This window comes from Nocardia niwae NBRC 108934 = DSM 45340 (assembly GCF_001613465.1).
GTDB classification, from domain to species: Bacteria; Actinomycetota; Actinomycetes; order Mycobacteriales; family Mycobacteriaceae; genus Nocardia; species Nocardia niwae.
On the sequence record NZ_BDCK01000026.1, the window covers coordinates 123,460 to 148,933 of the forward strand.

The 25,474-nt window shown below is 66.2% G+C and carries 4 protein-coding genes and 1 pseudogene; 3 read left to right on the forward strand and 2 right to left on the reverse strand.

What is annotated here, in order from left to right; translation table 11 throughout:
• Nucleotides 1-105 precede the first annotated feature (105 nt).
• The 3 genes from NNI01S_RS18790 to NNI01S_RS18800 all read left to right on the forward strand — a co-directional run bounded on the left by NNI01S_RS18790 (nt 106) and on the right by NNI01S_RS18800 (nt 2,613).
• Nucleotides 106-789, forward strand: a complete 684-nt coding sequence (locus NNI01S_RS18790; RefSeq protein ID WP_063021412.1) for a JAB domain-containing protein — start codon at nt 106-108, stop codon at nt 787-789.
• A gap of 118 nt (nt 790-907) precedes the next feature.
• Entirely contained in the window at nt 908-1,585 is a 678-nt protein-coding gene (locus tag NNI01S_RS18795) for a HEAT repeat domain-containing protein (protein WP_218019221.1), read from the forward strand.
• Nucleotides 1,579-2,613 carry a HEAT repeat domain-containing protein gene (locus NNI01S_RS18800; protein ID WP_063021413.1) on the forward strand — a complete coding sequence of 345 codons (1,035 nt, stop codon included), beginning with the start codon at nt 1,579-1,581 and terminating at the stop codon, nt 2,611-2,613. The genes NNI01S_RS18795 and NNI01S_RS18800 overlap by 7 nt, the downstream gene beginning before the upstream one ends.
• A 62-nt stretch (nt 2,614-2,675) precedes the next feature.
• On the opposite strand, the pseudogene NNI01S_RS34615 reads toward NNI01S_RS18800, so the two are convergent.
• Both NNI01S_RS34615 and NNI01S_RS35720 read right to left on the reverse strand, forming a co-directional pair.
• Nucleotides 2,676-2,798: pseudogene (locus NNI01S_RS34615) on the reverse strand (succinate dehydrogenase iron-sulfur subunit); the annotation flags it as partial.
• A 190-nt stretch (nt 2,799-2,988) separates the two neighbouring features.
• Nucleotides 2,989-25,275 carry an MFS transporter gene (locus NNI01S_RS35720; RefSeq protein WP_245676271.1) on the reverse strand — a complete coding sequence of 7,429 codons (22,287 nt, stop codon included), beginning with the start codon at nt 25,273-25,275 and terminating at the stop codon, nt 2,989-2,991.
• Nucleotides 25,276-25,474 lie beyond the last annotated feature (199 nt).

Here is a 25,474-nt window from a genome sequence, read left to right on the forward strand (position 1 = left end):
ACCGCACCTCAGCAAGCATATGGGCGCGGCATCCCGCTGCCGAGCTGTCGGTGGCCCTTGGCAGAATCGCGGGCACTGTTGGCGTGACCGAGGGGTGGGGGAGTCATGGCGGTCTCTCTAGTCGACGTGCCGGTATCGCAGCGGCCGCGGGAACGGTTGCTGGCACTCGGGCCGCACGCGCTGAGCGACGCGGAGTTGCTGGCCCTGCTGTTACGGCAGGGCAGGCGCGGTGCGAGCGCGCTGGACCTGGCGGTGGAACTGCTGGTCGAGCACGGCGGGCTCGCCGGGCTGGCGTCGGCGCGTCCGGAGGAGCTGTCGCGCCGGGCAGGCATCGGCGTGGCGAAGGCCGCCGCGATCATCGCCGCCTTCCACCTCGGCGCACGGGCACGCGGCAGGCCGGACACGTCGATCCGGCTCACCGGCTCCGCCGACGTGGCCGCCGCCGCCCTCCCGTTGTTCGCGGGCTGCCGGGTCGAACGTCTGCTCGTGCTGGTCTGCGACGCGCAGAACCGCCTCCGTCAGAAGGTCTTCGTCGCCGAAGGCGCCGTCGACCAGGTCGCCGTCCCCGTCCGGGAAATCCTGAACACCGTCCTCCGCCACGACGGCCGAGCCTTCGCCATCGTGCACAACCACCCCTCCGGCAATCCGGCTCCCAGCCCCGACGACCGCCGCACCACCACGCTCCTCAGCGAAGCCGCCCGAACGGTCGGCCTGCGCTTCCTCGACCACGTCGTGCTCGCGGGGGAGAAGTGGGCGAGTGCCCCGAGCTTCGGAGTTGCCGGCGAGTAGACCGGCGCACTGCACATGCCGTGCGGAAACGGTGCCGTACGGGTTACTTCCTGCGGCCGATGCGCTCTTGACCTTCTCACTGTGTCAACGCCTTCACTGGCTGTCGGAGGTGGTCCCCATGACTTCGACCCACAGGAATCCACAGGACATGCGCCTGCTCGCCGCATTGGCGGCCGGGAACTCGTCGACGCGGCTCGAGGCGGCTCTCGCGGCCGGTACGCGCGCCGAGCCGGGCTTTGTCGATGCGCTGATAGAACGGTGCGCGATCGAGCCCGACTTCTTCGTTCGCGACATGCTCACCTGGGCGCTGACGCGTATGCCGTCGGAGATCGCGGTTCCGAGGCTCCGCAGAGAGCTGCGTTCCGAGCGTGCGCAGGCCCGCAGCCAAGCGCTGCACACGTTGTCCAAGATCGGGGACCCGACCGCATGGTCGGCGATCACCCGGTCGTTGCTGCACGAGGCCGACGACGACGTCGCCCGAAGTGCGTGGCGTGCTGCTGTCGTTCTCGTGCCCGAGGGGGAGAAAGAATGGCTGGCCGCTGAACTGGCCACGCAATTCGGCCGGGGCGACCGGGAGGTACGTTTGAGCCTGAGCCGCGCTCTCGTCGCGCTCGGTGAGCTGGTGGAGCCGGTCCTCCGGACCGCGATGGCAAGTCCCGACCCGACGGTGCGGGCGCACGCGCGCGCCACGGAGCGGCTTCTGCGCGACCCGGATGCCGGATTCGACCTCGCCGTCGATGCGGCGCGCAGGGTCGTCGCGCTCGGTCCGGACCAGGAGGAGACAACCGCGTGCTGATCGGTGAGGTGGCCCGCCGCTCGGGGGTGAGTGCGCGAATGCTCCGGCATTACGACTCCCTCGGGCTGGTGCGACCGACCGGCCGCACTGTGGGCGGCTACCGGGAGTACTCCCCGGACGACATCCGGCGGATCTTCCACGTGGAGGGGCTGCGATCGCTGGGGCTGTCACTGAGCCAGATCGGACGCGCTCTCGATGATTCCGGATTCGCCCCGTCCGCGCTGGTGGGGGACTTGATCCGGAAGACCGAAGAACGACTGAACCGGGAGCGGGAACTCCTGGAGCGGCTTCGCACGGTCGATTCGGCCGAGCCCTCCGGCTGGCAGGACGTCCTGCGCATCGTCGAGCTCCTGCACGGACTCGGTTCGCAGAACGCCGCCCGGCGGCAGCAGGTCGTCCTGGCCCCGGCCGAGGACCTGTCGATGCCCGCCGACCTGCTGGCCGAGGCGGTGCTCACCGAATCCGACCCGTACGTTGCCGGGGCCCTGCGGTGGGCGCTGGCACGGGCCGGTGGTGACGGGGTGGCGCGCGTGGCATCCGGCCTGGCCTCCGAGGACGTCGACGTCCGGCGCCGCGCGGTCCTCGCGCTCGCCGAGCTACCGGGCGACGCGGCGACCGCGGTGCTCACGGACGCGCTCGACGACGCGGACGCGACGGTCCGCAGGCATGCCGCGCTCGCACTGGGTGCGCGGGGCGTGACCCGGGCTGTGCCGGCGCTGGTCCGTACGGTGGTCGAGGGCCCGAACGACGTCGAGGCGGCGGAGTTCTTGGGAACGTTGGCGCGGGAAGCGGAGTGGGCGGACCGGATCATGAGTGCCCTGGCCGACGAACTCGTCGCACACGCAGCGGACTCGGCGGTGCGCATACGACTGACCCAAGCACTTGCCGAGATGCCGGGGACCATCGCGCTGGATACCTTGCGGCGACTGGCTCGCGACGAGGATCGTGCCGTGGCCCTCATCGCCTCGGCCCTGGTGGAAATGCTCGGGAAACGGCCGGATCAGAAGCCGCGCCCGGCCCCGCGATGACTCCCTAGCGCACCGATGACCGACGTCGGACCAACCGCGTAGCCGGTCTTCGGGCCGAGGAATCAGCGGGTGAACAGCAGCGCTCGCGTGACTTCTCGGATCGCCTTGGGGACCTCGATGCCGCGGGGGCAGGCGTCGGTGCAGGTGAAGATGGTGCGGCAGCGCCCGAAGGCTTCGACGTCGTTGCGGTCACGGACGAGGCCGTCGAGTACGGGCGCGCTGTGCGGGCCGGGGGACCGGTAGTGTGTCCGGGAACAACGACATCGCGGCCCTCGGGGTCTTCGTCGTCGGGGCCGAGGTCGTTCGCGACGGGGTCGCGGGGTGTGTCTCCCCGGTACGCGATGCGCTCGAGGATATTCCGGATTCCGGCGAACTTTACGACTTCTGGTCCGCGGCGCTGCGCAGTTCGAACCATATGGCTTGGCGCCAGCCGTCCTCATGGCGTTTGAACAGCTCGACGCCGGCGCGCATCGGCGTCGAATCATGCCCTGCGGCAGCAGGTCCGGGAAGGACAGCGAGACCGGAGCGGGTCGGGATGCCGCCTCGCGCGTTCCGCGGCATCGAGGCGGCGTGCGTGTCGAGCAGCGTCACGCGCAGCCGGTCATCGGTTGTCTCCGCCACGAGATGGATCCTGCCGCGGCGGTGTTCGGCGGCGTCCGTCACCATTGCCGTGAGTTCGGCGCACGCGAGGTTCACTTGTTCGACAGGCCAGCCGTCGAGCTGTCCGGCCAGCCAGGACGCGGCTTCCGAGGCTGCGTTCGGGCTGTATCGGCCCTCCGGCTCGGCACGAATGATTCGCTCGGACCGTTGGGCCGACTCCGCCACTGTCGCGGGTCGGGTGGACGCTACGGGAATATCTTCGGTGGGAGCCGTTTCGCTGCCCATCGCCCAGGACGCGCCGGAATCGGTGAGCCAGGAGGTGAACTTGTCGTGCACGACCGACCACGCGGCCGCTGCTCGCGCTCGATCCCGTCCGGACCGGAAGGCGGTGTAATGCGCTGCGACAGAGTCTCCGTCGGTGTGCACGGTGATCGTGCCCTCGGCAGGTTCACTTCTGGCCGCGTTGACCCGGATGGTGAACGAGTGGCCTTCCGCGGTCGCTTCCCAGGCGACGAGGTCGATCCAGAAGACAACGCGGTTACCCGCGCCGTCGTCGGCGGACGAGTAGCCGGACAGCAGCTTGTACGCGTCGCCTTCGTGGCGGAGCATCGGTCCGAGAGGCATCTCGGCTGCCGCGCCTCGCCACATCAGGCCTTGGTGCTCGGAACCGAACTGTGTGTCGAATTCACACACGCTGAGATCGGCTCGGCTGTTCGCCAAGGCGTCGAGGATCTGCGCGGGGTTCATCGGATCCCCGTTCCATTCCTCGAAACCTTGGCTGAATGCATCGAGACCCTTCACCCGGCCGCTGACCCGCCACCATCCGAAGCCGCTGATGTCCTCCAGCGATACGCCCTGCGCGAGGAGCGCGCTGAGCAGATCCTCATGCGACGCGTCGGCGGTGACGAACTTTCCGTCGGCGAGCAGGATGAAAGGGTCGCCGATTTCGGGGTCGCTGGTGTGATAAGGCTGCTTGTCGGGCCCCGTCCCGGGCAGCACGATCCAGCCGCGCGAATCCACCTCGGGCCACAGCAGTGCGATGTCGTCCGCAGGCTCGACCAGGGTTCCCGGCAGTGGCACCGTGTCGTAGGTGGTCCGGCTCGGACCTGAGGACGAGGCTGTCGTTTCTGAAGTGGGGTCCAGAGCCTCGGATTCTTCGCCGCCGAGGTCGATGGCGACGGGGTCGGTGCGGTCATCGGTCGACCGCGGTTGCTCACCAGTAGGAATGGATACCGTCGCCGGCTTCGTGCTCGGGGGCTCGGGTGGCTCGAAGAGGTATGTGCAGTCGGCGACGTTGTAGCCGTTGAATGTCGTGTTCCCCGAATCGATCCGGATCCGCTTCATTTTCTTGCGCTCTGCGGTCAGGTGGTCGAACAGGACGGGACGATTTGTCGCGGCACCGCCCGAGTGATCGTCGATGACGATGGCGAGCCGACACCCGCGGGCCGTAGCAACTTCTTGTGCCCAGTCCATGAACTTTCGATAGAAATCGGCGACCGAGACGTGGTTGATGTAGTTCTCGACGGGATTGAGACCGCGTATCAGCAAGATGGGTTCGCCGGTTTCGCTACGGGTCTCGAGGAGGAGGCAGGCCCCGGCGAACGCGGTACGGACCGGGTCGTCCGGATTCCGGACCATGATGACGGCCGTCATATTCTGCATCGCCTCGGCGACCGAAGGATATCTGCCGGCCCAGCAGGCGCTGGCGATATTACCGGACAGTTCGAGCAGTTGTCCCCGTGTCGGAACGAACTGAAGTCGAGTGGTATCGCTCGAGACCCCGACACCCTGCACTCGCAGAATTGCTTCTTCCAACGCCGAGATATTTGTCATCCGGCGGAACTTGCTCGCAATCTTGCGACTGGAGAAGTAGCGGCCGAATACTTCTTGATTGGTGGTGTGATCGACAAAATCCCGGACAAGAACCACGTCCTCCAGCGTTGGTTCTCCGGGTCGGAGGCTTTTCAAACGATCGATCCACACCGGATGTTGCTGCATCGCCCATGCGAAGCATATGGTTCGGAGATCGTCGTGCAGTTTACCGACGTGCACCAATCGCTGAAAATTCTGCTCGAAATTCTCCAGTGACCGCAGCGCCGGGAACTGTTGTGACCCCCCTGCCTCCGATGTAATGAGTTCCTTCAGTTCATGCACTCGCGCTACCATATTCCGACGTGCTTTGTCGTTCATGGGCGAACCGTCGGCCAGCGTGTCCGAAACGATGCAGCGGTCCAATTCCTCGATATACTCGACAATATCGCGGCCGATCTTGCCGAGTAGATAGGTCAGCGGTCGATGCGCGCTTGTCAGAGCCGAGCGCGCATCGAGCAGATTCTTCGCCAGTCTCTCGAAGCGGGTCAGCAGGTCCTCCGTCCATTGCGATCCGGACCCACTGTCGCGAGACCGCAGTTTGGCAATTTCGAGGACGCTGCTGGGTTGATATTCCGCGGGGATCGGTGCGATTCTGCCTTCCGCCGATGCCTGCTCATGGTAGCGGAGCAATTCACGCAGGGACGTCAGGCTTTGGGGTCCCCAGTCGGACGAGTCATATCGGGTGACGATGATCAGCAACTGTCCCAGGAATTCCGAGGACTGCACCTTTGCCAAATTCTCGGGCGAGATATTTGCGCTTTTGACCTCGGTCACGAACGGGCGTGCGATTTCTATCAACTCATGAACTACTGCGTCGCCGGTGCGTCGCAAGCCGAGGGTATTCCGCTCGGTTTCGGAGACGTTGTCCGATATCAGATCGCGAATGCATCGAGCAAATCCCGGTGTTACGTCCCGTATGACCTCCATCGCCGCACGGATCGTTGGCGGTCGCTTGGCGGAAGGTAGCCCACCTACCTTCTCGATATAGCAACTGAAATCCCGACCGGGCGGCCCATCGACGTAGAGGTCCTCCACTGCACGCAGTTGCTGCGCACTGAACTTCACCTCTGCGCTCACATCGTCCGGGAGGTGCGACAGCTGACCGGACTTCAGGAGTCTGTCCGCGAACTCCTGCCGGACAGAGTCGGGGGAGAAATCCTTTAGAGACGACAGGAAATCCCATCCAATATCTCTGCCATTCTTTCCATCGCTGAAACATTTGTCGAGCGTGTCGAGAAGTCGTGAGTCCACGCTTCCCGGCGATATCTCGGCAATCCGGTGCAATTCCCGTTCGAAGCTCGCCGGGTCTGCAATTCTGATCGGCATTCCCGCGATAATATAGGGCGCGAAGTGAGCATTTCTCTGATGAATCTCACGTAACGCGGCAGCAATCTGGGGTCTCGAGAGAAGATCGATTCCGTCTGCGACGGTGCCGACGTTCCAATTCCGATCTCGCACCATTTCGTACAGTATCTCGTACGCCATCGGATTCAGGATCGCGTCCTGGATATGGGCGTGGGCGGCGACGCGCATTCGAATCTGCTGGAGATTCAGACTATTGTCGAGCCGGTCTTTGGTCCCGCTGTCGGCGTAGGACTCGACCGCCACTTTTGTCAGCTCGAACTCCGCCGTGAGGTCACGGAAGTAGCCGACGATCGCTTCCTGCGCGTCGGCTGGTCGTCCGGCAAGTTCTTGCACGAGACGTGCGACGGTGTCCGTACTCAATGAAAGACGGGAGCCCAACTGGGCGAGTTCCGCGGTCGCGTCCGCTGGTGCGGGCGCTCGATCGAACGCCTCCAGTGCGGCGGACACAGATGTTGTGAATCCCCTGGCTACGCGTCGATTGGTTTGCCTGAGGTCCAGCTCATCACGGGTCAGCCACTGAACATCGTGGAGCCGCGTGTCGCCGACAGCACCGGCACCGAACCGCTCTGACACCTCGACCACCGCAATGCCGGCGCGGGTGATGGTCGACGCATCCATGGCCCGCACATTCAATGCGGTCGCCTCGTGCGCGGAAGGCAGCCGCCACAAGTCCGGCCGACCGTTGTCGTCGAACCCCTTGACCACCAGGACTCGCTCGACGCCTGTGGCATCCACATGCCGGGCCAGCACCTCGGCGGCCGGTGATCTGTCGCCAGAGTGGTTCCGCGCGGCGGCAGTGGCTGCCCGAGTTCCGGGCGCAGTCGACTTCGCGTCCGGGATTGCCGTGACCCGGGCCGTCTGTCTGCTGGCGCTTCCGCCATAGAGCGCCGCGTGGACTTGGGCGTGCAGCAGGTCGGTGGCGGCGCCGTCCAGGCGGCGGATCCGGTCCTCGGCGACGATGTGTCTCTGGATGTCGCCGATCAGTTCCTTGCCTCGGGGTCCGGTGCGCAGCGTGTAGGCGTCGTCGAACGGATGGGTGGCCTCGATCTCGCGCAGCAATGCGCTGTCACTCATCCCGGGGTCCAGTTTCAGCAGTCGGGCGGCGAGATCTCGTTTCGCGCGCAGCCTGACGAGCTCTGCGTCCGCGAGTCGTCTGGTATGCGTCAAGCCCGCTTCCCTCGTCGGCGTCGTCTCGTCCGGATAGCCGAGGTCGATCGCTACGGGGTCGATGCGGTTGCCGGATGGGGTCGGCTTCGCCTCCGTGGTAGCGGATTGCGGTGTCGGTTCGGCGGCGACGACCACTGCCGACCGGTTCAGAATGACCCAGACGTCGGCGGCGCCGTCCTCGCGCACGTAGTAGGCGTCGTATCCGCGGACGGCCGCGTATCGGCCTGCGTCCGAGAGTATTTCACGCTTGACGGCGAGTTCCCCACGACGGGCGCGCACTTCGGGGTTCTGTTCGCCTGCGGCCAGCGTCTGCTCTTCGTCGTCGAGGGCAGAAATTTCCGCGTTCATCTCCTCTTGCAGCCGGGAGAAGTCGATCGTTCGTGCACTCCTCGGCAGCGCCATCCGGATCACACCGTCGGATCGGTCGTCGGAATAGCCGAGCGCGACTTCGCTGTCGGTGCTCGCATAGATTCCGATGCCGAAGGACGAGCTTCCGGGGACACCCGTCAGGTATCGACCCGACCTGAGTTCTACGGCATAACGTGGGTCGCGGACGCCGCGGAACAACTCATGATCACCCGCAGCAACGAGGGCATCGATCTCCTCGGGCGTGGCATGCACTGGCAGGGAGTCGAATCCCTGGGCTCGCGCGATGTACGCCATGGCCGGATCTTCGATCGGATCGGCTTCGCTCCGCGGCGGATCGACGATCTCGGACTGTGCCATCCGATAGTCCAACCGATGAAGCAGATCCTCGCCACGACCAGTCCTCGCGGCCGCGACTGCGCGGGCTGACGTGTCCGTTCCTGGGCTCGATCGGGGGGCAGATTTGGTCGAATCCGTGCTTCCGGCCGCAGTTTCCTCGTCGGGTCGCCCCCGGAGTTGGACCGGATGTTTGCGGTGCAGTAGCTCGGGAAGTTGGCGGCGGGCGGGGGTGGGAGTGCCGTCGGTGCTCTTGAAGTAGGCGACGAAGGCCTCTTCGAAGGTGTCGTACGAAGGTTTCCATTTGTTCTGACCGTTATCGTCGCCGTCGTAGTTGCGGACGTGGAGGGTGTCGTCGTCGGTGTCATCGATGAGAGTGTCGAAGACAAGAATCTCGCCCTCCACTTCGACGATGTAGTGGATGTGCCCAGCGACGGTGACGGCGGCCCGGTCTATGTTGTTGCGTTTGTTACGGATGGTTTCGACGGCTATACCGATAGGGTCGAGACCCCTGGTCTTCATCGGGCGGAGTTGGGCGCCGAGGGTCTCTTCGGTGATGCGCCAATTGTCTTCGGCCTTCCATCGCGGATCGGTGTCGGCGGGTTCCGGCGCGGTGTCATCGCCCAGCGCCCGGTGGACGCGGCTCATGTGGATGGCGCAGTTGCCGATGACCTCGGGTGCCGGGGTGGGCGCATCCGGAGCTGCCTGCGCGGGCGAGCCCGCGCTCGCCTCTGCCCGGATCTGCGTTGGCTCGGCTGGAGTTTCGGGCTCGGTGGGGTGTTCGCGTCGTCCGAACAACCCGCGGCCGCTTTTGCTGACGATCCGGTAGAAGACGCGGCCCTGTCTGACGAAAAGGACAACGCCGTAGCCTGCCGCGGTGATGGCGCTGATGGTCGCCGCCAGCGCGGCAACCGTGTCACCGCTCTGCGCGTTCGCCGCGGCGCCGCCGATGAGGGCGCTGGCCACGAACAGACCGGCACCGGCGGGGACATTCAAGATCCCGCCCTTCACACCTCCTACTCGGCCTCGCATCTCCGACGGGATGACCTTTTGCTCATGCGTGCCGGCGCGGGCGACCATGGTCCACATCACCATCGAGTCCACGAAGGTCGCAGCCGCGATCACTGCGGGGTCGGTGGTCGTGGCCTGGACCGCGAAGCCGCCCGCCATATTGGCCAGTGCTAACGGGTAAAAGGTGGTGGTCTTTACATTACGAGTCACCTTCGAGAGAACGCCGCTCATTATCCCACCGATGGCAGGCGCCGCGACCACCGCTCCACCTGCCCAGCCCAGGTCAGAGCCTTCCACTACCGTGGCGGTGCGGAAGCCCATCATCGCGAACGCGGCATTGTTTATCGCGGAGATCACGGTGTAGTCACGGAGAAATTTGTCGTCCCACAGTGTCCGTGCGCCGACGGCAATATCACGGAACAGGGACTGCGGCGCGCTGAAGGTCTGGGGCGGCAACGACAAGCTTCTTATGTTTACCCAGTTCGTCAGATAAGAAAGGGTGTTCAGGCCGAATGGCGCCGCGGGCGCGATGCCGGCCAGGCCCGGGCCCAGGGCCTGTCCGGTGACAGATGCCGTGGATCCGGTGACGTTCCTCAGATCGTTGCCGGTTCGCTTCTGTGCGTCGGTGAGTAAAAGGTCTCCGTTCACTGCTTGGAAGGCGCGGAAATAGTAGGTTGCCGCAGTGCCCTCGACCAGTGATGCCGCGGCCACCGTAAGGGCCAGATTCGGCGCATCGAAGAGGATCAAACCGGTGGTGGTGGCGGCAGCCGCCGCGCCGATGGCTTGGGCCCGGAGCATTATTCTCCGCCGATCGGAACGGTCGGCGGTGCGACCGGCCAGTGGCTCTGCGCCCTTCGCGAGCCACCCCGCTGCAGCGGCGATGGCGGCGGCCGCCGGTGATTGGCCTGCGTTCATCAGCGCATAGGGGGCGGCAGTCGTTGCGAGACTGGTGCCGAAAATGTTGCCGACCTCTGCCGGGAGATACCACCTGCCCAGCAACAGGTGTGCGAAAGTTTTGTTGACAACGAGCAGCTCTCGCGTCGACAACGACTTTTCGGCGGGCGGATCTGTCGGTTGCTGTGGGGCGGCGGGCACCTCAGCGGGCTCGTTGCCCGCTGGCTCGTCCGGATCGCCGAGGTCGATGGCGACGGGGTCGATGCGGTTGCCGGATTGGGCCGGTTTCGCCTCCGTGGTAGCGGATTGCGGTGTCGGCTCGGCGGCGACGGACGTGCCTTGCACTGGCAGGGAGTCGGATCCCTGCGCTCGCGCGATGTGCGCCATGGCCGGATCTTCGATCGGATCGGCTTCGCTCCGCGGCGGATCGACGGTCTCGGACTGTGCCATCCGATGAAGCAGATCCTTATCACGACCAGTCCTCGCGGCCGTGGCTGCACGGGTGGAGGTGTCCGTTCCCGGGCTGGACTGGGGGGCAGGTCTGGTCGAGTCAGTGCTTCTGGCCGCAGTGTCCTCGTCGGGTCGCCCCCGGAGTTGGACCGGATGTCTGCGGTGCAGTGCCTCGGGGGGTTGGCGGCGGGCGGAGGTCCAGGGTGTCCAGCCGTCTGTTCGGGGGGCCGATGCGGCCGGATTGGGCCGAGCATTGTTGGAAGATTCGGATGGCTGCCACGGTGTCCGTGCCGGCCGATCGGGCGCTGCGGCTCCCGGCGGTGTCTCGCTCTGTATGGGTTGAGCCCACGGGGTGGCCCCGGGCCTCGCGATGCCCTGCGCTGATCGCTCCGCCGGTCCAGCGGCGCGCGACGCTCGGGGTGTGACGGGCGCAGGTTCGTCGGGGGCTCCGAGCTCGATGGCGACGGTGTCCGGTCTGCGGGGTGCGCTCGGCGCGGTGTCGTCGCTCGCAGGTTCGAAGGCTCCGAGCCGCACGGCTTTCATCAGCATCAGAGTTCGCTTCGTCTCACCGAGTACGGCACCGATCTGGGCTCGGCGGCGTTTGACGGTGAGCGTGGCCACGCCCAGCACCTCGGCGATGGCTTGATCCGTGCGGCCGTCGGCCATCAACTGGAGGAGTTGTCGCTGCTCACGGGACAGGCGAACGGTACCGGCCGGTGGTCGATCCCCGTCGTGGACGAACCCTTGCCGCTTGGCCTCGAGGACCGTCCGGATCGCGCCGGCGGTTCCGAACTTCTTGGCCGCACTCCGCTGGTAGTTCGTGACCGCCTTCGTGTCGACAGCCAGCCGTCGCCCGATCTCCGCATAGGTCAGACCCTGGTAGATCAGGTTGAGCACCTCGAGTTCCCTGCTGGTGAGCCAGGGCGAGGACGTCGTCGGGGTGGGGCTGCTGAGGCGGTCGATCAGAGGTGCGCTGCTTGCGGCCCGATCCGGTAGCTGGGCAGGGAAGTTCGCCGCGGCCGCCACCGCTGCGGCCAATTGGCGCGCTGCGATCCAGAGCACATCACGATCGAATTCGATGCGATCGGCCGTTGTCGGTGATGCGCTGGAACCCGCAGGCCAGAATGTTCGGATCAAACGGTCACGCCGGTGGCTGGGCAACGCCGTGAGTTCTCGGTGAACATCCACGAGTCCGGCTTCGGTCAGCAGACGGGCCAGTGGGTCCGATCGCTGGAGCCGCGCGCATTCGAAAACGAAGTCCCGAATCCTGGACCATGGGCCCGCGATTTGGCGATGGATCCAGATTATCTCTCGCGCGATGTTGTTCAACCACAGCTCGATATTTCGGTTACCGAGCTGCCCGAGGCGTGCGATCGCCGTCGCGCATACTTCGTCGGCAATGCGGTGCGCTGCCTCCTGCCCGAAATTATCTGCCAGGCGCGGCATATCGGTCTCGAAACGTTGCCGCAGCAGTGCAGTGGCGAGCTCAGGCCGTCCATTCGCGACATGTTGCTCGAGCACCTGCCGCAGCAGTGGCTCGCTGTCCCACGGGGTGCCGACTCTGTCGGCGGTGTTCGCCTCGTCAGTCGTGCCGCGCTGTGGGCTCGGCGGTGCTCCGGTGGAATCCGGCGGGTTCCGCGGCGGAGTGGTTTCGGGCTGTCGTGCCCCGACCGGCGTGGGATCGGCTTCGTCCGGATCGAGGTCGATCGCGACGGGGTCAGCGCCGCGATCGGCAAGGGTCGCGGATCCGTCGTGATCTGCCGCCGTATTCGCGGGGGTGTCGATCTTCGCGGCCGACAGCAATCCCGCCGCGGCGGTCACATCGTCGGCTGTGCCCGCTTCGATGCCTGCCCGGACCAGTGCGCGCGTGACGGCGCCGAGATCGCCCGGAGACTCGGCGAGCGATCGCCGGACGATGGCCGCGACGGGGTCGGGATCGTCGGGACTGATCGGTTCCCACACGCCGTCCGTCAGCGCGAGGACGACACCGTCGCCGCGTAGGTCGCGGACCTTCTCGCGCGGTTTCAGCCCGTCCAGGGACCGGCCCAGGTTGTGAGTGAGACCAGGGCCGCCGATCGCCGAGTGTTCGGCTTCTTCGCGAGTGGTGTCCTCGAAGACGTCCAGCACATCCTGGACCTTCGAGTCGTCCCTGGTCAGCTGTATCGGCGGGCCGCCGTCCAGTGGAATCCAGTACGCCCGGCTGTCGCCCACCCAGTCGACGGTGAGCCGCCCCGACTCCATCAACGCGACCACGATGGTGGTGGCGGGCGGCTTGTCCGCGGAAGACTCCGGGGGCAAGGCGAGCACCGCCTCCTGGGCGGCGGCCACGGCACCCTCCACTACGGCCACCGGATCGATCCGGCCGTCGCGGTCGGCCCGCCGCAGCGCCGCCACCACGAAGTCGCGGGCGGCCGCGTTGGCGGCGGCGGAGGCGCGGTGACCGCCCTTCGGCCGGGAGAGACCGTCGTTCACGATCAGCGCGGTGGCCTCTTCGCCACCGACCTGCACCCGGATCAGGGCGAAGGCGTCTTCGTTGTGCGCGTGCCCGCCGCGATCGCTCGCTGCCGCAACCGTACCCAGATCCTCCACCGTCAGGTTCTGCTCGACATAGCGCCGCGGTGCGGTCTCATCGGAGCGGCGGGGCTGCTCGACATGATGTCCCCGTGGGTGTTCCGATCCGGACTGCGCCGCGCGGTCCTCGGGGGTTCGATCGGGCGACACCGAATCGCCGGGTCCGGGCTCGGTGAGATCGGGCTGCCTGGGCCGGGTCTGTGTGATGAAGTCGGGTTGCCCGTCCGCGCCGGGCCAGACGACGGGTGCGCCGGGTAGCGCCGCCGGGGGAGCGACCGTCGCGCGATGCCGCGGTTCGCCCAGCATCTCCGCGATATTGCGGACCGCGTGGTCGGCCATGCCGTAGTTCTCGGCGGCTTGCGCGAGTCGTCGTTCTCGATCGGCCGCATCGGCGAGCGCGGCGGCCGCCGCGTTACGAAACTCCGTCGCCGCCAAGAGATCTGAGATCGCGCGGAAGTGGTCGAGCAGGAACGAGAGGCGCTCCCGCCCTATCCGTGTCGTATTCGGTTGCTCCGCGAAGGTCAGCAACTCCTCCAGCCACTGCGACATATCTCGCAGCTCGTCATAGCGCCGAGTGGCCTCGGCGAGCTGCTGGCGGTCGTTGGTGTTCACCGCGTCGAGCGCTGCGCCCTCGGCCACCATCTCTCCGAAGATCGTTTCGGCCACGTCGCCCAGCCGTTCGGTCTCTCCCGGCCGGAGGTGGTCCGCGGGCCGGGTCACGATCGTCGTGTCCGTTCGGGGGCGGGTTTGCGCCCGGACTTCCGCGACGGCGGCGAGAGCCGATCCGAGCCGGATCTCCGCGGCGTCCTGCCGGGCCCGCAGGACGGCCGGCGTCCCCTCCCGCAAACCCTGCTCGTAGGCGGCGTTCGCCTCGGCGGCTTCGTCGGCGCGGGCCAGCCATGCCGACAGCTGGTGCGCGAACTGCTCCAGCAACCGCAGCCGTTCCGCCGGGACCTGCGCTTCCGGGCGACGCCGCGCGGCCACCAGCTCATCGATCAGAGCGGGCGCGCGATTCAGGACGGGATCGTTCGAAACCTCCGCTGTGCCTGCGAGTCTCCCGGCGACCGCGGCACGCAGCGCTTGCAGCTGTTCGGTGTCGGAGGATTCCGCGTTGCCGGTCTGCCGGTCTGCCGGTGCGTTTTCGTCGGGGCCGAGGTCGATAGGGACGGGGTCGGGTCCGGTCGGCCTGGCGTCTTCCGGCTGATCCGTCTGGAGAGCGGCATTGCCCTTGTATTCGCGGTTTTGGCGGCGGACTTGCTCGGCGTCGTCGAGGAGACCGGACTTCACGCGATACTCCTCGACCAGCGGGAGCGCGCGAGCCTGGCGGGGGTTCAGCTTGCCTTCTCGCCCGAGTTGCAGCAGCGCCCCGAGCAACCTGTCCACCGCCGCTGCGCTCGACAGATCCGCGCGCCCGTTGCTGAGCTCGAGCAGTTGCCGCCGCAGTGCGTCGACGTCCTGCCGCAACGTCTTCAGTTTTCCGGAATCCGTGACCAGTTCCCGGGTTGTGGGCAGCGGGGCGGGGTCGTGTTCGTTCAGGTCGGACGGTGCCCGGTGGGTAGCAGCCGTCGATTCGGGCGTTTCCGGTTCGTCGGGTTCGAGGGCGAGTGCGACAGGGTCGATTCGGTTGCCGGGCGTGGGCGGGCGTTGGCGGTCGGTGTCCGTGGGTGGGGTCGACCGGTGCTGCGCCCCATCGTTCGGGTGGGCGGGATCGGGGTCCGAGCTGGTGGTCGAAGGGGCCTGGCCGAGTCCGGTCCGGTCGCCGGCGCTGCGGTCGATGCCGATCGATGCGGGTGTGTTCGGTGGTCGATCGGTGGTGGTACCGGATCCCCTAGGTGGCGGCATCGGCACCTCGAACCAGATGGTTTTGCCGCCGGCGCGTTCCAGGATCACGCCCCAGGACGAGGCCATTGCTTCGAGCATGCCGAGGAAGAAACCGTGGGTGTGGGCGACGATCCCGGTTTCGGCCCATTCGGCGGCGTGGTCATCGGTGAAAGCGGCGGCGCTGACGGTGCCCTGGGTAGTTGCCTCGTGTCGTGCGGGTAGGCCACGGCTGGTATCCGTGATCCCGATGCGAACTGTGTTTCCGTCGAGCCGGATTCGCACCCGCGCGTCGCCTTGGTCGGCGTAGCGGTAGACGTTTTGGACGAGGCCGGATACGAGGACGGTCAGATCGGAGGGATCGGGGTGACCGGCCTGCCGCAAGCGCTGTCGTACTGCTCGCCGCGCGAGGCTCGGGCCCTGTTGCAGAGAGTCCTGCGGTATGGGCAGATCGAGGATGAGTTCGTGGGGTGATTGCGAGGGGTCGCTGGTGTCGGCGGTTTCGAAAAGCTTGAACCAGAGCTGTTTTCCGCTGTTGCGAGCAAGCACCCATCCCCAGGTTTCGGTGTGCGTGTCGAGGAGGTCGACGGCGCGCCACCCAGGGCGGTCGCCGCTCTCGCGCGCGGGCAGGGTGCGGCTGTCGTCGCTGACGTGGATCTCGATCCAGCGTCGGCCTGGTTGTCCGTGGATGGCAGCGGAGATCTCGGGTGCCCCGCCGCCGTCGGAGCGGGCTTGCGACGCGAGTTCCCAGGCGATGGCGGCGGCCCGTTCGGTGTGTTCGGCGATGGGCCAGTCGGCCAGCGCCCGGTGCAGCGGTTCGACGGCCGCGGCGACGTCCTCGAGATTCAGGCGTCGGGTGGCGGTGTCGACCAGGTGACGGAGTTCGGCGGGGGCGTCCGGGCGGCGTGCGAGTGCGCGGAGGTGGTGCAGCGGGTCGCTGCTGATGCGGTCGGTCCATCCGGTTCCCGGCTGGGGCAAGCCGAGGATATGAGCGAGTTCGTAGTCGAGTCGTTCCGCCCGGGCTTGCCATTCGGCGCGCTGCTCTGGGGTGGTTGTGTCGCGGGCGAGCTCCTGAGCCTTGGCTTCATGGGCGAGGCGGTCGACCACCCAGCCGGGAAGACGGGTGAGGTCGGCTCGAGTGTCGGCGTCGCTGCGCTCGGCATCGCTCATGGAGCGCAGCTCGACATCGATCTGGTCGAGGACCTGCGTGACCGCGCCGGGCAGGCTGTTGTGCAGGACCGCGGCGACATCCGCGGGGGTATGCGTTGCGGCCGGCGCGTTTTCGTCGATCACGCTCGCCGAATCCCGGCTCGACCGTTGCATGGAGGATTCGGTGACGCCGTGCCCATCTGTCCGGGATTCCGCCGATCCCGAGTCGAGGCCGTCGGGGTCACCGAGGTCGATGGCTACAGGGTCGGGACCGGACGCACGACCGGTGGTGGGCGCGAGTTGATCCAGGCGGGACAGAACCTCGTCGAGCAGGTCGATTTCGGCTTCGCTGATGCCTGAGGCGGCGGCCCTTCGTTCCTCCTCGGCCTCACGACGACCGCGCTCGAAGGCCGTTTCGCCGGGTGGTGCCTGGGTGACTGCGCTGCGTCCAGCTCTATGCTGCTCACGCCCGAATGGCATCGCGCCACTCGACTGTGCGTTGATCAGCGGTGTGGAGACGGCTACTCCGGCCAGGAGCATTCCGAGTTGGCGGACTGTGTTCATCACGAACGACTTGGCTGTCGCCTCATCCCGGTAACCGAGACCGGACACCATGGTTTCGAGGGACAGCCTGCGCGTGAAGACAGCGCGGATGATCTTTTGTTGCCGGTCCGTGAGCGCGCCGAGCGCTTCCTCCAGTTGGTCGGGGGTGGCTTCGGCGAGCACCTGTGCCAGCTGGATGTCCGACATGTGTTGCTCGACAACGACAATCGAAGTCAGACGTCGAGCGGCGGCGACGGCCGAGCGAATGGCGGCGTCCCGCGGAATCGGTTGTCTCCATGGAAGTTTCGCCAGAGACTGCTGTTCGGCGGTGGATAGCTGGTGACTGGCGCGCACGATCTGTTCTGCGGTGGCGTCGGCCAGCACGGCGGCAGCACCCAGCTCCCCGGTCCTTGCCGCCAAGGCATGTGCCAGTGCGGAGCGGTAGGCGTTGAATCGTGCGGCAGCGTCGTCTCGGGGCCGGTCCCGCCCGGGAGTGGCCGGACCGCCGACATTCACCTCGATCCCTCGGCGCCGTGCCACCTCCAGCATCTCCGCCCAGTGCGGGGTCCCCAACTTGATCGCCATCGAACGGACGGCGGCGCCGACCTCGCGATCCGAAAGTGCCAGCGCGGTGGCGATGTCGCGGTGGGAATGACCTTTCGCAACGAGTGCGAGCACGGTGGTCTCGCGATCGGTAATGCCGGGATGCGCTGTACCAGAGTGCGTTTGATCGGGCACGGTCGGTTCGGGTTCCTGCCGGCCGGTCCGCGAGGCACCGAAGACGGTGTGCGGCGAAGCGTCCGGTGTCGGGACTTCCTCCACACGCGGTATATCTGCGATCCGCAGCACACTGTTCTTTTCCTGCCGCGACAACGAACCTATGTCCCGGCCGTGATGCAGACTGTCGGCCAGCTCGAGAAACACCCAACGCGTGGTGACACCGATCTGGTCGAGATACCCACGGAGATCGGTGACGGTCAATTCGGCGAGCCGGCCGTACCTGGGATCCGATTCGGTGATGCCATCAGAACGAAGCACTGCCAGCATCTTGGCCCGCAGAGGGTGGAACCAGCTGTGCTCCAGTATTTCCCGCGCAGACTCGCGCAATCGTCGGACGACGTCGTCGCCCGAGCTCGAGTCCGAGAGCCGGAATACCTTGTCATTGATTTCCAATGCCAGCTGCACGGCGCGCGCAAGCCGTTCGCTTCGCCGCCCGCCCTTCGCTGATACCCCGAGCAGCGATAGGACGTATCCGAACGTGTCGAGTCCGTGCTGTTCCCTCAGTTCCGCCGGGTTTGCGGGAGGGGCGGCACCCGCTTCGGCCGTTTCAGCGCCGGGCAGAATGCCGGCATGGATAGCCACCGCCACCGTCTGCGGCCGGTTGCGGGTGCCGAGTTTCTCGCGAACACGGGCGAGCGCCTTATCGACCGCGCTCGCCGAAATCTGGAGGTCCCCCGCGATATCGGTGTTCGTTTCGCCGTTTGCGATCCGCGTGAGCAGATCGATGTCGACGGTGCTCAATTCGGGAACTTCCACGGCGGTTCGGGTGGTCCCCGGCAAGAGTCCGGTGCGGATGGCGACGGCTATCATCGCCGCCCGGTTGTGCACGCGGAGCTTTCGGCAGACACGCATAAGGTACTCGTCCACTGTGAGCGAGGACAGGCCCAGCGCCTGCGCGATGTCTTTGCTGGTCTCACCGTTTGCGATCCGCGTGACCACGTTGATTTCGTAATCGGCCAGCCACATTCGGCCGGTGCCCGGGACGGCGTCGGCAGGGTCGGCGAGCGGGAGGTCGCCGGTTCTCACGGCGGCAGCCACGATTCCGGGACGGTTGCGAGCGCCCAGTTTGCGGCCGACTCGACCCACCAATTGGTCCACGCTTCTCGGAGAGATCTCGAGATCTTGAGCGATGTCATCGCTGGTGTCTCCGTTCGCGATCCGACCGAGTACGAGGATTTCGTGACTGGTCAGATGGAGATCTTCGCGACCAGGTGTCTCGTCGTCGGCGCGGTGGCTGCCGGGGAGGATGCCTGTGCTCAGCGCGATGTACACCGCTTCCGCCCGGGTACGAGCACCGAGTTTCTGGCGAATCTGGGTCGCGTAGATGCTCACGGTCCCCGGGGACAACCGCAGCTCCTCGGCGATCTCGGGGCTCGTCATTCCCGCGGCCATCAACTCGAGCACCGTGAACTGACGGTTGGTGAGCCCACTATCCGTCTGCTGTGACGAGTCGGTCGCGTGCGTTTCGGCGTCTGCTAGAACCCGCTCGCCGGCGTCGACCAATCTGTTGAGCGCACCTCTTTGCACCAAGCTGATCGTTGCACCACGCCGCATTGCGTCGACCGCCTCGGTGACGTATTTGCGCTGGGTGGCATTCAGCTCGAACCAGCCGTCTACCAGACCTTCCACGATGCTGTGCAGCCATACGCTGGGATCCGTGCCCGCATCGGCACGCCATCGGTGCGCCTCCGCTACTCGAAATGCCATGCGGTTGAGCTCCTGTGCCACCTGCAGGAGCGGCCGCATGTCGCGGCCGACCGGCGAGGCCGGAACCCCGAGCCGGGCAAGCACTTCCCGGAGTGAGGCCCGGCCGTATCGCTCGCGCAGCTCGTTGAACGCCGTCGTATCCCCCTGCCGTGCGCGCTGCACAGCGGTGTCCGGCTCATCGGAATCGCCGAGGTCGATCGCGACAGGGTCGATGCGGGTTCCGGATGTCGCCGCACGATCGCTGGTCGGGTGCTGTTCACCGGCCGCTTGTGACTGCTCTGCCTGCTGTGCCGCCTGCACAGTGGGACGGAGACCGTCAGGCATGCCGAATTCGTCGGCGAATGCTGCTCGGATCCTTTCCTCGGTCTCGGCCAGATATTTATCGACGAGCTGGGTCGTGATCCCCAATCGGGCGGCAGCCTGCTCGGTCGACAAATCGGCCGAGCGGACCATGAATACAATGCGTTTGGCCAGTCCGGGATCCTCGAGACCCGACAATGCTCGGTCGAATTTGTCTGCGAATTCCACATCGGTGAACTGGGATTCATCCGTCTGATTTATATCGCCTGGTCCGGACCTGCCCTCGACCGCAGCATCCTTCGATACCTGTCGGAGGAGCGGAAGGGCGGTGATCACCTCCTCCCGGGTGAGATTCAATGCCGAGCTGATCTCGGCGATGCCGGGAGTGCTGGTCCCGACGCGATTCGTGCGAATGTATTTGTCCACCTTCGCGAGAATGCTCTGCACTTGCGGCTTCATGCCCGGATACCGCAGCTCCAGTCGCGTCCTGATGACGGAGTAATGAGCGGCCATCAAGGCGGCTGGAAAGAAACTGCCGGGCGGGACGAAGTTCCGGGTGGTCAGCAGAATTGCTATGGCTGCCTGTTGGGCATACTCGTTGCGGTGCTCGGCCGGGATGGACCGGCGGGTAGCGACCTCGTCCGCGAGCCGTGCGTATCGTTCGAATATTTTGTTTCGGATATGCTTTTCCTCGGCGGAACCCGGTCGCGTTGCGATCAGATCCCAGAAAAGCCGCTCTTCCTCCGGATCGCGCTCCTCGACGTCCGTGCGCGAGTAGTGGGTCAGCAGTGCTGATACGAGTGTGTCATTGGGTATTTCGAGTGCGTCCCGAATTCGCCGGAGATCTTCGACGCCGGGCTTGTGGTTATCTTCGGTGAAGCCGACCCAGGCGTCGGATTTTCCAATTCTCCTGGCCAACTCCAGCGGTGGGATTCCTCGAAAGATTCGGACGCTTCGAATCCAGTCATGTATGGAATAGAAGTCGGTGGGGTGGGGAACCGATACGCTGTCGAGGTCTGGAAGGTGGTGCAATCCCCATGCGGTGGCGAGGTCATTCCACCTGCCGGCGCGATGCAAGGCTTGACGGTAAATTCGCACCACGGTGAGGTCGAGCGGATCTCGCACCCCGGTCTCCAGGCTCTGGACCGCACCGGCGGAGACGCCGAATGCATTCCCGACTTCCGACCAGGACAGCTTGTTCACGTGTCGGAAATGTCGCAAATACGCGCCGAGCGATTCCGAGTCGAAGGGGCTAGGATAAAGAATTGTACCTCTGGGCAGATGTGAGTAGCACTCCGAGATATCGTCATAGAAGATATCGTCTTCGGTCGCTGTGGCCTCGAGTAGTGCAGCTACGTCATCCTTTGCTGGTCTGCTCTCTCCGGATTCCCAACGGGAGATCGTGTTTTTCCCCTTCTTCAGTCGGCCGGCAAGCTGTGACCGCTTCAGATCGTGGGATTTCCGACGGAATTCTAGATAGTCGCCGATGCGGGAATACCCCTCGGGATACGCGGGCGCGCCATCAGTGGTGAGCAGAGCCGGATAGAGGCGGGCGGCATCGCGGTACAGTGCGCGAGCGCCGGGAATCCGGCGAAGGGCTGCTCGAACATGCCGGACTTCGAGGTCGCGTTCGCCTCGTTCCACCGCCTCCCAGGTGCCGGGGGCGGCGCCCACCAACTCGTCCATCCAGGCCGGTGTCGTCGCAAGGAACCGACGCAACTCGATGTGCCAGGTTGTGGCGTCCCCATCGGGTCGCGGAACAGCTTCCACCGGCGCTGTGTCGTTGTCGTTCGGGTCGATTCCGGCATATTCGAGCCAGCGGTGCAGCTGGGCCGGCTCGAGGAAATTCATCTCGGCGTAATCGGCGAGACTTTGGATCGGTCGACCAGACCTGTCGGCACGCCGTGCTCGATACCATTCCAGGAACTCGTGTTCGCTGCCGGAGAGGGCGACCCACGGAAGGTCACCATTCTTTGCGGCAATTGCGGCGAGCTGGGCGCGCGAACCAGGACCGTACACCTCGCGTGCATTATCCAGATGTGCTTTCACGGTCTGCCCCGTGATGCCGAGGATCGCCGCGATCTCCCGAGTCGTTCGGCCGGCGGCCACCAGCGCCAGTATGTCCAGCTGGCGGGCTGTCGGTGCGGACGGCCGCGCTCTCGGCTCCTCCGAACGCTTGTCGTTCGGATCGTTAGCGGTCCATCTGTGTTGCTCTGCGGAGTCCCCGGCTCGGGGAAGGGCGCCTTCCTTTTCGGCGACGGCGACAAGCCGCGCCCGGGAACCGGACCCGTACAGCTTGCGGAGGTTGTCCAGATGCTTTTCCACGGTCCGCTTCGATATGTCGAGGGTGGCGGCGATTTCGTGGTTCGTCAGGCCTGCGTCGACGAGGGCGAGTATCTGCTGCTGGCGGGCCGTCGGCGCACTGGGGTCGGCCGCGGGCGACGCGGGCTGCGACCCTCGATGATCCTGGGTAGCGGAATGCGTGGGTCGTGCGGTGACAGGAATGGCGCCGTCCTGTTCGGCGGCCGAGACCAGGTGCCACCGCGATCCTGGCCCGTAGACGGTGCGGAGGTTGTCCAGGTGTTTTTCGACGGTCCGCACCGAGATGCCGAGGAGTGTCGCGATTTCTTGGTTCGTTCGTCCAGCGGCGACCAGGACGAGTATCTCTCGCTGACGGCCGGTCAGTGCGGCGCGGGGTGGTGCGGCATCCGGGTGCCCCGGCCGGGCGCGCCGCAATGCCTGGCCCGAAGGATCGACCTTGGAGTATCTCGCGGTGCCACGGTTGCCGTCGGGGAGGTACGGAGGGTCGTCTTCGGTATTGCCCTCGGCGCGTGGCATTCTGGCCTGCTGCTGGTCAACCAGTGCGGTCAACCCGTCGAGAACGAAGTGTGCCGAGCCGTCTGCGGTGACGTATGTCAGTTCCGCCTCGAGCTGTCCCCGGTAGGTCGCTCGGGCCTCGGCGCTCATCCCGCGCCACTTTCGTGCCAGCGTGGCGACCAGACCGTTCGGCGCGATGCTTGCGACGAATCCGGAAGGGGCGGGGACAGTACCACGCTGGTACGGCCGGGCCGCGGCACTCGCGGGCCCGTCGGTTTCCAGCGCCTGCGTCACCGTGAGGCCGTTCAGCAATCCCCGCAGGGCGTACACCGGATGCGTGGGATCCGCGGGCGCGCTGCGGCCGAACGAATTGTTCGCTTCGGCCAGCGCCTCCGCCGGATTGAGTACGGCCTCCGCACCCCACCAATCCCAATCCGGGTCGACTTCGTCCTCGGGGAGAAAAGCGACCCTGGGCTCTCCCGGTTTCTCCGCGGGTTCCTGCTTTCGCTCGCGGCTGTCACTATTGAGTAGTTTCAGCCATTCATCGAACCGTGCGTCCGAAGGCAGGTCGCCCTTGGCGCGCAATCCCACGAAGTAGTCACGGAGATAGCCGAACACTCTGGGGGCCAGCAGGTATCGGTAGTCTTGCCGCCGATCGAAGCGGGCGTCCGCGGGAAGTTCGCCCGCGGCTCGCAACTCCGCAAGCCGGGCGTAACGAGGTGCGCTGAGTGGTGGAGCGTGTTGCGACAGCAATTCGGCCGGGTCGCGCAGGTGCGCCAGCTCGTGCCGGAGACGATCGTATACCTGGTCACCGGTCGGCGATGTCTTCGTGCCGCGCCGGAAACTCGCCTCCATCGCAGCGGTGAAGTATTCCCTGTTGGTGAAGAAATTCTCGTTGAGGAACAGGATGAACTCCTGCTCGCCGAGCATCCAATCGGCGGCGGCGATGGCTCCGTCCGACATGGGCGTGACGACGATCGCCGCGGGCCGAATAGTGGGATCCTCGGCAAAGGCATCGACCACCGCGTTCCGGACCGACAGCGCCGTCTCGACCGAGATTCCGGGATTGTCCAGCCCCAGTACCTCGATGCCGAAGATTGTGAACAGCTGCGCCGCAATCGCCTGCTTGCTACCGGTATCGGCATCTCCGACGAATCCATGCTGCTGTGCCGCCTGGACGGTGGGGTGCAGCCCGTCGGTGTGCAGCTTGATTTCCGCGCGCGCGATGTACCCGTTCACCGTGTTGCGGGACAATCCCAGCCTGGACGCGATCTGTCCGGCTGTCAGGCCGTCGGCCAGTAGCGCGAGTACTTCCCTCTCCCTGCCGGTGAGCGCGGTGGGGTTCCGCTCCGCGAGGGCGGAACGGAACGCCTGAACGGTGTCCGCGGGGACCGTGCCGGTGATAGGGGTATTCGGCAAGTCCGCCATCAACAGCCGCATAGTTTGGAGCTGCTGAGGTGACAGGCCGGGTGGTTCCGAAGATGACGAGGGCATGAGAACCGGCCCCTCGAAACCCACCTTCTCGGCCAGCCGGGCGAGCAACCGGTTCGACTGGTCCGGCGTCATCCCGAGCACGGCGGCGAGGGAATCTTCGGCGATGCCGTCGGCGATCAGGCGCAGAACGTAGAATTCGCCCTCCGACAGTGTGATCGCGTCGACCGTCCCCATCGGCCCGTCCGGGTGATACCAGAACCCGATCTCGTCGGCCGCATCGCGCACCAGCCGCAGGTCATCGTGTGTGCCCGAGCCTTTCACCACATCACGGGCCGTGGCCTTGGCCGTGCGCGCTGCTTCGGTCAACCTGTCGCGGGATGGCTGCGGCTTGATCCGCGCGGGAACGAACTCGTCACCGATCCAGCGCGCCGGACGAACGCGACGCGTCACGAAGTTCGGATCGGTGAGGGCCGCGATGTCCGCACGGTCCGGCGGTACACCCAACCGGTGAGCCGCGGCCAGGACGCGTTGCGTGGTCTCGCCGTGCCACGGCTTCTTCACGCCGAACCGTCCGTTGAACACACTGCTGACGTACGAGTCGCCCACACCCGCGAGCCGGGCGATATCGGCTCGGGTCGGTTTCTGCTCGGTTCGGCTCGGGCGCAGGGTGAGGTAGCGCTCCGCCAGACGGCGCGTCTGTGGCGCAACGGTCGCGTCGGCGGCCAGCACTTCGGCGTGCGTGCGGGTCAGTTCGTCGTCGGCGACGCCCATCTGCCGCGCAAGCTGGTTGCGCAGCGTGTGGATCCGGACCGGGTCCAGCGGGACTGCCTCCAGCGGTTCGGAAGTGGCACACAGGAAGGTCTCACTCGCGGCGACAAAGTGTTCCAGCTCCGGCGAGTCCGTCAGGCTCGTGATCCAGTACAGCTCGGCCAGCACCTCGCCTGTGGTCATCGGCTTGGGTGGGGTCAGGTCTTGCAACCCCAGCAGTGCCCGCAATTTTTGGTCGAGGGTCCGACGCCGGTTGTCGAAACCTTGCTGGTTCAGCGGATCAGCCTCAGGATCGGCCGCATCCCGGAGACCGGAATCTTCGCCTTCGCGCCGCTCCAGCTCGGCGCGCGCGCCCTCGCGAGTGGCCGCTTCCTGATCCGCGTGCAGTTCGAGCTGGGACCGGATCCATCGAGTCAGCGCCTGAGCGTCGACCGTCACGGCGGTGGGCATGGCCTGTGTCTGTTCCGCGACGAGGGCGAGGGCCAGACGTACGGCGCCCCGCGTCACCGCCCTGGGTGGCAGCCCGAGGTGCTCGGCCAGCGCGGTCTGGGCCGGGTCCGAGGCCGGTTCGGCGGGCTCGGCCGATCGTGCCTCGCCGGATGCGTCGATGTCGGCGGGGGCGGGCGAGGTCTCGTACGAGCCGGGTGCGGACTCGTCTCGGTCGTTGTCGTTATCCGTTGCCCGCCGCAGCGCGTCCGTGACGCGCGCCTGCAACTCCGGGTCCGGGACGTCCGCCGGATCGTCGACGGCTATACCGCTGTGCAGTGCCCAGGCGACCAGCCCGGCGGTGTCATCGATACCGAGTCCGGTGCGTAGTCCGCGCCGGATGTGCTTCACCAACGACACCGGGATGCTCAGCTCTGCCGCGATAGCCGGATTCGTCAACCGCTGGGCCACCAGGCGCAGGACTGCG